The sequence below is a fragment of the Amazonocrinis nigriterrae CENA67 genome (genome assembly GCF_016056305.1).
GTDB classification, from domain to species: Bacteria; Cyanobacteriota; Cyanobacteriia; order Cyanobacteriales; family Nostocaceae; genus Amazonocrinis; species Amazonocrinis nigriterrae.
Genome location: NZ_JAECZC010000055.1, coordinates 59,138 through 65,942, shown reverse-complemented (window position 1 = coordinate 65,942; position 6,805 = coordinate 59,138). Strand labels below are relative to the sequence as shown.

7 protein-coding genes and 1 pseudogene are annotated in these 6,805 nt (G+C 40.8%); 3 read left to right on the top strand and 5 right to left on the bottom strand.

Going from position 1 to position 6,805, the window contains the following annotated elements; genetic code table 11:
• Nucleotides 1–500 (bottom strand): annotated as a pseudogene (locus I8748_RS22560) (helix-turn-helix domain-containing protein); the annotation flags it as partial.
• A 236-nt stretch (nt 501–736) separates the two neighbouring features.
• Here I8748_RS22560 and I8748_RS22555 point away from each other — a divergent pair.
• Nucleotides 737–907: a hypothetical protein gene (locus I8748_RS22555; RefSeq protein ID WP_198126782.1), complete on the top strand. Its 171-nt coding sequence runs from the start codon at nt 737–739 to the stop codon at nt 905–907.
• A 60-nt stretch (nt 908–967) separates the two neighbouring features.
• Here the strand turns inward: I8748_RS22555 and I8748_RS22550 are convergent, their stop codons facing one another.
• The 4 genes from I8748_RS22550 to I8748_RS22535 form a co-directional block, all read right to left on the bottom strand.
• The gene (locus I8748_RS22550) at nt 968–1,690 is read right to left on the bottom strand and encodes a DUF2786 domain-containing protein (RefSeq protein WP_198126781.1); all 723 of its coding nucleotides are present in this window, start codon (nt 1,688–1,690) and stop codon (nt 968–970) included.
• Between the two features lie 221 nt (nt 1,691–1,911).
• The gene (locus tag I8748_RS22545) at nt 1,912–2,271 is read right to left on the bottom strand and encodes a hypothetical protein (protein WP_198126780.1); all 360 of its coding nucleotides are present in this window, start codon (nt 2,269–2,271) and stop codon (nt 1,912–1,914) included.
• A 187-nt stretch (nt 2,272–2,458) separates the two neighbouring features.
• Nucleotides 2,459–3,352 carry a transposase family protein gene (locus tag I8748_RS22540; RefSeq protein ID WP_198126779.1) on the bottom strand — a complete coding sequence of 298 codons (894 nt, stop codon included), beginning with the start codon at nt 3,350–3,352 and terminating at the stop codon, nt 2,459–2,461.
• Nucleotides 3,353–3,605: 253 nt separating this feature from the next.
• Nucleotides 3,606–4,268 (bottom strand): KilA-N domain-containing protein, encoded by a 663-nt coding sequence (locus tag I8748_RS22535; RefSeq protein ID WP_198126778.1) that lies wholly within the window; start codon nt 4,266–4,268, stop codon nt 3,606–3,608.
• Nucleotides 4,269–4,561: 293 nt separating this feature from the next.
• Here I8748_RS22535 and I8748_RS22530 point away from each other — a divergent pair, with 293 nt between their 5' ends.
• Nucleotides 4,562–5,158 (top strand): hypothetical protein, encoded by a 597-nt coding sequence (locus I8748_RS22530; protein ID WP_198126777.1) that lies wholly within the window; start codon nt 4,562–4,564, stop codon nt 5,156–5,158.
• A 501-nt stretch (nt 5,159–5,659) separates the two neighbouring features.
• Nucleotides 5,660–6,766, top strand: a complete 1,107-nt coding sequence (gene dinB / locus I8748_RS22525; RefSeq protein WP_198126776.1) for a DNA polymerase IV — start codon at nt 5,660–5,662, stop codon at nt 6,764–6,766.
• The last annotated feature ends 39 nt before the right edge of the window (nt 6,767–6,805 follow it).

Genomic DNA, 6,805 nt, shown 5'->3' with positions numbered 1-6,805 from the left:
CTATATTGTTCTTCTAATAGAGGGGCTGATTCACCACCTCCGGTTGAACCACCCCCGGCTGAACCACCTCCGGTAAATCCGCCCCTGGTCGAACCACCCCCGGTTTGACCACCTCCGGTAAATCCGCCCCTGGTTACATCGGTTTCACTGTTGTAATTAGTTAGTTCTGATTGTGGTAAGGAATTGGCAAAAGCGATCGCATGACTTGTATCCTTGAAAATGTGATATTCAAAGTCAAATAGACCGCCATCAGTGCGAATTTTGCGTCTGACCAGATAGTTATGAGCTTCAGCATTTTTCAGAATCTTTCTGAGCTTGTCTCGACCGTAACCCAAGGCAAGTTGAATATTCTTGAAGTTGATTTGATAGCCTTCATCGTGTGAACTCATCCAGCAGATTAATCTAAATGTGCTGTCATCAATCTCGGAATTACGGATGAGTGCATTAGAAATCTGGGTATAATGTGCTTTGGGAGATTTACCGACTACAACAAAACTCATTCCTTTATTCTCCTGTTGTTGTATTAATTTAAAATCGTCAGAATTGTTCGGTCAGGAGGAATGAATAGAAGCGCTACAATTGTGTCTCTAAAACTCTGTTCATTAACAGCCTTAAAAGTTTACTATGCTAAAAACTTTTCACTGGGCTGTAAAAAAGCGGTTTTCTATTCAGGGCTTTTTGTGATTAAATAGCGTTAAACATGTTTTGTTGTGGCATCGAATTCTCAAAAAATTTTATGTCATTGAAAACTTTTATTAGTACATCTGTAATAGCACCTGTATGCTACAACAAATGTGATGCGATCGCCGTTGAATTAGATAAAAGTTTTTTATTGATAACCAAACAAGCACGAGCGATCGCACTTATTCGGTTCAATCATTGCTCGCGAGTAGGGCAGCTTCAATAGATATGCTTGGCTTTGTTGTGCTTATGCATCTTACAATCAATCATATTATTCCCGTTGAATTCATCCTGGCAGATGTTTAACAGTGTTAGGGTTAATCTGTTTATTGAGTGATACCTGTTCACCAGCGGCCTGTCCTGCGACGTACCCTAATTTAGAACTAATAGACGGAGTATATCGATTGCGTTCAATCCTCAAGTGTTGTTTGGTATAAGCTTGAATTTCTGCCTCTAGTTTCTCGTAAAGGTTACGCACTACAATTGCACAAACCGCAGCCGAGTCACCTGATGCAGCAATACCAACTTGTTTTTGGTGTTCCATGTTTTCACGAATGCGGCTAGCAATTCTCATGGCTGCACCTAACTTGAAGGCATTTTTGAAAGCGCGATCTCCTTTAGAGAGTTTTGTTAAGCGCTCAATAGCTTGGAGGAGGTAATCGTATTGAATGCGGCTTAAATGCGTATTGACAGGGCGACCTAAAAGCATTGTTTCCGTAATGCCATAACGCATCTTACGATGAAAGGCAAGGCAATAATTGGCTTTAGCAACTGCTTGAAGTAGGTGAGATTTCCACGTCAAAACACGTCGGGTTTCATCAATAGTTTCTTCAAGCACCTCCTGGGGGTCATTGTCTACTAAATCAGATATTGAAAGATTATGAAGAGTCAGTAATTCCTGGGCTTTGTTGGCTGCTTGTGCTGCTTCAGCTTCATTGGGAGAAGAAGAAAGCGCCAAGAGTTTTTGGATCTTGTCGGCAATTTTTTCCATGTCTAATGCTTGTACCACAATAATTAACTCCTCTGGTTAAAAGACAGATTGAAACAACTTACGTCTATTGCTATTTAGCCAACTCAAATATTACAGTACCTAAACTCCATAACTTACCACTTGAACTAGGGAATGTTTTTGTGTTGCAATGGCTCACTATTAAAGGTGCGTTCGTCGTTCGCGTAAGCGTCTCCGAAGGAGAAGACGTTGGCGCAGCCATCGCACATCAAACAATTGAATCACACCTCAAATTCTCTTATAAAAGCAGGTGCGATTGCTTTCTGTAATTTGATGGCAGCGAACATTGTTTCTATATCTGCTGGTAAATCACTTGCTAAAATTGTTTGCCTACCCGTGTAAGTTCCATGTAGTTGAAAAAACATCATGTACTGTTGGGCCTGTTTGTTACCTTTACGGTCAAATTCAGAGAGTATATCAATCGCAATCAAATCCAAAATTGTCTGATGTTTCCAGTTTGGTAGAGATTCAAAACCTAGCCATTGGGCGACGGTTGTAGACAGAAAGTAGCCATACCCCTGGTAAAATTTATATGCAAGGCTAATCTCTTTACCAATTAAGTCTATTTCCTGTTCGCTCATTTTGCTGTTCCTCAATTGCGCTCATTAGACTTGTCCGAAAACTTCAAAGCAAGACTGTTCAAAGCTTTGAGACAAAGCTTTGATATCTTCGTAAAAACGTAATTACAAGGGGTTGAGATAGTTAGTGATAGTATAGAGGCATAAGATCAACTCCTATTTTTTCAAATTTTAGAGTTATTTTTAGTAGCTAAGTTGGTAAAACCAAACTACCAATTCTCAGTCTAACTAACCCACATACTGTTAAAATAATTAGCTCATAAGTATCGAGTTTTAAGCGAAATCGCTCTCGAGCAACCCGGAATATTTTAAGGAATCGAATCAAATGTTCAATAAATATCCGATTACTGGACAAAGCTTTGTTTTCATCTTTTTGCTGTTGAGTTAATTCTCGTTTTGGTTTCCTTTTGTGAGGAGTAGTGATATTTTCGCCTCCTTGGAAACCTTTATCACCTGAAAAAAGTTGAGACTTATCAAACTGCTCCTGAGATTTACGAAACAAATTTATATCGGCTGTTGGCCCAGGAACGCCTACTTCTACCTCCACGATATCCTTACCTTCTGGTATCCCAATCATGAGACTTTTTAAAGTATGCTGTCTCTTCTTTCCAGAAAAATATTTCTGTTGCTCTTTTTGGTCAGAGTCCCTATATATTGGCTGTTCTAGGCTATCGACTAATAGCCTAAAATTTGTTAAGACTTCTTGAACAAATAGGAAATCGCTCTCATTATTTGAAACTTGTTCTAATAAACTAGCAGGTAATATATCACGAAGGATTGGTATCCAGTTATGAAATGTATCATTAGCTTCTGTTTTGGAAATACCAAATAACATTCCTAATACTTGGAATGTTGGCATCTGTCTTAAATAAAATAGACATAAACATACTTGTTCTTCGGTTGATAACTTTTCGGGACGACCACCACCAGCCGCATTAATTCTAATTTTATGACTCTCCTGTTTAGCTTTGATGTCTTGGTGTCGTTTTAAGGCGCATTTTAGCAGTGATTGCAATTGTTCATAACTCACACCTAAAATCTGTTTCGTTCGTAGTGGATATTTTTCGATATAATCAAAAACCATAACTAATTGCGAAAAATGGTAGACACTTAATTCAACGTTTTACTATTTTTCTTTTCCTAAGTTAATATTTCGGACAAGTCTATTAATTAACTCTGTCACACTTGGCAGCCAGCGCAACAATTCGCAATTCGCAATTCGCAATTCGCAGTTAAATACAAGAAATCGTTTAATTGCTTAATTGTTAATTAGCGGGTTTCAAGGTTTCAAAGCTTCACTAATTTTCTGAATCAGTGGTTTTAAATCAGTGCTGGGTTCAAGTTTCACTAATTTTAATTGCGAATTGCGAATTGCGAATTGCAAATTGGTTTGACATACCCACAACTTCACCAATTTGTGTTGGATTAAGATATGCGTCGTCGGTGGCGTTAGTGATTGCGATCGCTGTTTTTAGCCCGTCAACAGCTGGTGATAAAGCTGGGTTAACAGCAGCGGCAGCATTAATTGCTAACTGCGCGGTGAGAGATTTATCCAGTCCAGCGAACTCTCCCAGCATTAGAGCTAATTGTGCAGCTTCTTGGGATGGGGCTATAGTTTTAGAAACAACAGAGCTAGGGTGAAGATCAACTTCTTGTGTAAGCATCACTTTTACCAAAGTTCTATTAGCCCAGACGCGGAATGGGACAGATACCCATCGAGCAATATCAATGGCGACTTCTGGGTGAACCCATGTACCTTGTTCTTTACCATACCCAGAAATTTCGATTATTAAAGACGATATGGGAATTCCCATATCGTTTGCTAACTCTTGTAGATACTCCTTTGTAGTCTTCAGTCTCATGTAATCAGACAAAAGTTTTCGATTAGCCCGTGCCATTTGCGTAGCGTTAACGTAACCAGCAGGTATAGTGTATTTGCTGATTTGTATACTTGATTGTGTTTGGTTGATTTCCGAATTATGCCAAAAATGCGTCAACATAGTGTCTAATCCCTGTCTATTTGACGTTGATATAACTGGTTGATTAGTTGCTTTAAAGCAGTAATTGTTTTGGGTTGAGCTTGAAGCGCTGAAGTGCTTACTGAATATAAGCCAGATGTATCATAAGAAAAATTCCTTGAATACAAGGGATAAACAGCGATCTCAACTAGTTTTTCCTTTTTAAGCGCGATCGCAAGCTGTACCGCTCGACTCATAAAACATTTGAAGAATACTGTCGCAAGAGGTTTGGATACACTCACCGCTATGCAAATCATTTAATAGCTGCTTCAAATGTGTTCGACAACATCATGATGGGAGCAAATTGCTCCCAAAATAAGCTAGTGGATGAAGCCAGAACAAACACTTTACAAATATTGCCGACAAGTGAAAGGCAAGTCCGACCTCTGGTAAAACTTAAACCGACTCAGCAGCAGGAAGTATGGCTATTAGCAGTGGAAGAAGCTGGTGGTAAAGTACCAACTAGTAAAATCGTACTAGAGATTGTGCAGCGGGTAATTGAACCAACACAAATTCCCAATACTTACCAGCTGGGCGAGATCTGCCAAATTCAAGCTCTTGATAACCCGCAACTTAAAGGCTTGAGTGGATGTTGGGCAATTGTCAGCGCAGTCAATGACTTAAACTGTGCTGTAAAAATGTGGAATGGCGAGTACACTGTTGCGCTCAAACACCTCAAGTCATGTAAGTATTTACCTGCTGAATGTGAGCAGATGCGGCTGTTGTGCGAGCGCATCAATCGAGTTTATTCCACGGAGTTGGAAGAATCGGTGCAGAAGTTTTTAGAATCTTTGGGGAAGCTGAATAGTTCTTATTTGACTGTCCTAGAAGAAAAGTTGTTAAGTGTGCTGGAGTCGGAGATTAGGGTTTAATTATGCTCATAGTGCGATCGCGTATGTTGTGTGCGATCGCGCTTCAACAATCCCCGGTGCTGATGTTGATGGATTTTAACACATACGCAATTGCGTCATTTACAAATGCATCTGTCGAAGCTGCCACAAAGTGCAAACTACACAGTTCAGTCGTTCATCATAAATGCACCAAAGCTTAAGCGGTGTAAGCTTTATCCTAACTACTCTTTGGGCTTTTTACAGCACCATATTTGTGCCAAGGATTTTTACATTAGCTCAATCATGCATGACTTGAAATGCAATTGGCGAAGATGCCATCAGATGCAAACTGTACTGTTTAGTTTAAAATCTCGCGTTACTCTTGCTCCCGTTTTGATTCAGTACAGTTGAGGTATAAAGCCCATCGTTGGTAAAATATATATTAACTCCAATCAGCCCTCTCCATTGCCGCTGTTTAATTGTCGAGTATTAGAGTGATCGCCCTTGTTTTGCTCCCAATGTGATGTAGTAACAAGCGAGCAGATGAGAAAAATTATACATCTTGACATGGATGCCTTTTACGCATCAGTGGAGCAACGGGACAATCCGCAGTACCGGGGCAAACCATTAGTAGTTGGCGGGAGTCCTAATCAACGAGGTGTAGTAGCAGCAGCCAGCTACGAAGCGAGAAAGTTCGGTATTCATTCAGCGATGCCTTCGGTGAGTGCGTTCGTCGAAGACGTTGCCGCAGGCATCGCACTTTGCCCATCACTAATCTTTGTCAGCCCCAGATTTGACGTGTACCGAGAAGTGTCCGCCCAAATCCACGACATTTTCAAACGGTACACTGATTTAGTAGAAGGGGTAGCCCTGGACGAAGCATACCTCGATGTTACTGAGAACAAAAAGGACATCGCTTATGCTTCCACCATTGCTAGGTACATCAAAGCGGCGATACTACAAGAAACTCAGCTGACAGCGACGGCGGGAGTATCAATCAACAAGTTCTTAGCAAAGATGGCATCAGGGCAAAATAAGCCTAATGGACTGACGGTGATTTTACCGGAGCAAGCCGAAGCGTTTGTAGAACAGCTGGCGATTGAGAAGTTTCACGGCATTGGAGAGGTGACAGCAGCCAAGATGCGCTCTTTAGGGATTCATACTGGTGCAGATTTAAAGGAGCGATCGCTCTTAGAATTAACGCACCATTTCGGTAAAGTTGGGCATTACTACTACAATATTGCCAGGGCCATTGATGAACGGGCAGTTGAGCCAAATCGGGTTCGCAAGTCCATAGGTGCAGAAACATCGTTTGCAAAAGATTTAAGATCTCGCCACGAAATGTTGCTCGAATTAGAACAAATTGCTCAAATTGTGCAGCAGCGGTTAGACCAGCACCAGGCGCGAGGGCGCACTTTAACTTTGAAAGTTAAGTTTTCTGACTACCAGCAGATTACGCGCAGCAAGACTATGCTCGACTACACGCGTGAACTAGATGTTATATTTGCGACTGCGAAAGCACTGTTTGAGGTGGTTGAGTTGAGCGATCGCCATGTCAGGCTGTTGGGTATTTCGTTGTCCAATCTGGATATTGTTCAGCAAACACAAATCATTCAATTGCCGCTGTTTCAAGGTTTAAATTTTAGTTAGATGAGCGACCACTTAAAATAAATATATTCTTAGAAATCA

Bases quoted from the DNA above. Each gene is read 5' to 3' on its own strand.
- I8748_RS22555 (WP_198126782.1), top strand. From the start codon at position 737: ATGTCATTGAAAACTTTTATTAGTACATCTGTAATAGCACCTGTATGC.
- I8748_RS22545 (WP_198126780.1), bottom strand. From the start codon at position 2,271: ATGAGCGAACAGGAAATAGACTTAATTGGTAAAGAGATTAGCCTTGCA.
- I8748_RS22540 (WP_198126779.1), bottom strand. From the start codon at position 3,352: ATGGTTTTTGATTATATCGAAAAATATCCACTACGAACGAAACAGATT.
- I8748_RS22535 (WP_198126778.1), bottom strand. From the start codon at position 4,268: ATGTTGACGCATTTTTGGCATAATTCGGAAATCAACCAAACACAATCA.
- dinB (WP_198126776.1), top strand. From the start codon at position 5,660: ATGAGAAAAATTATACATCTTGACATGGATGCCTTTTACGCATCAGTG.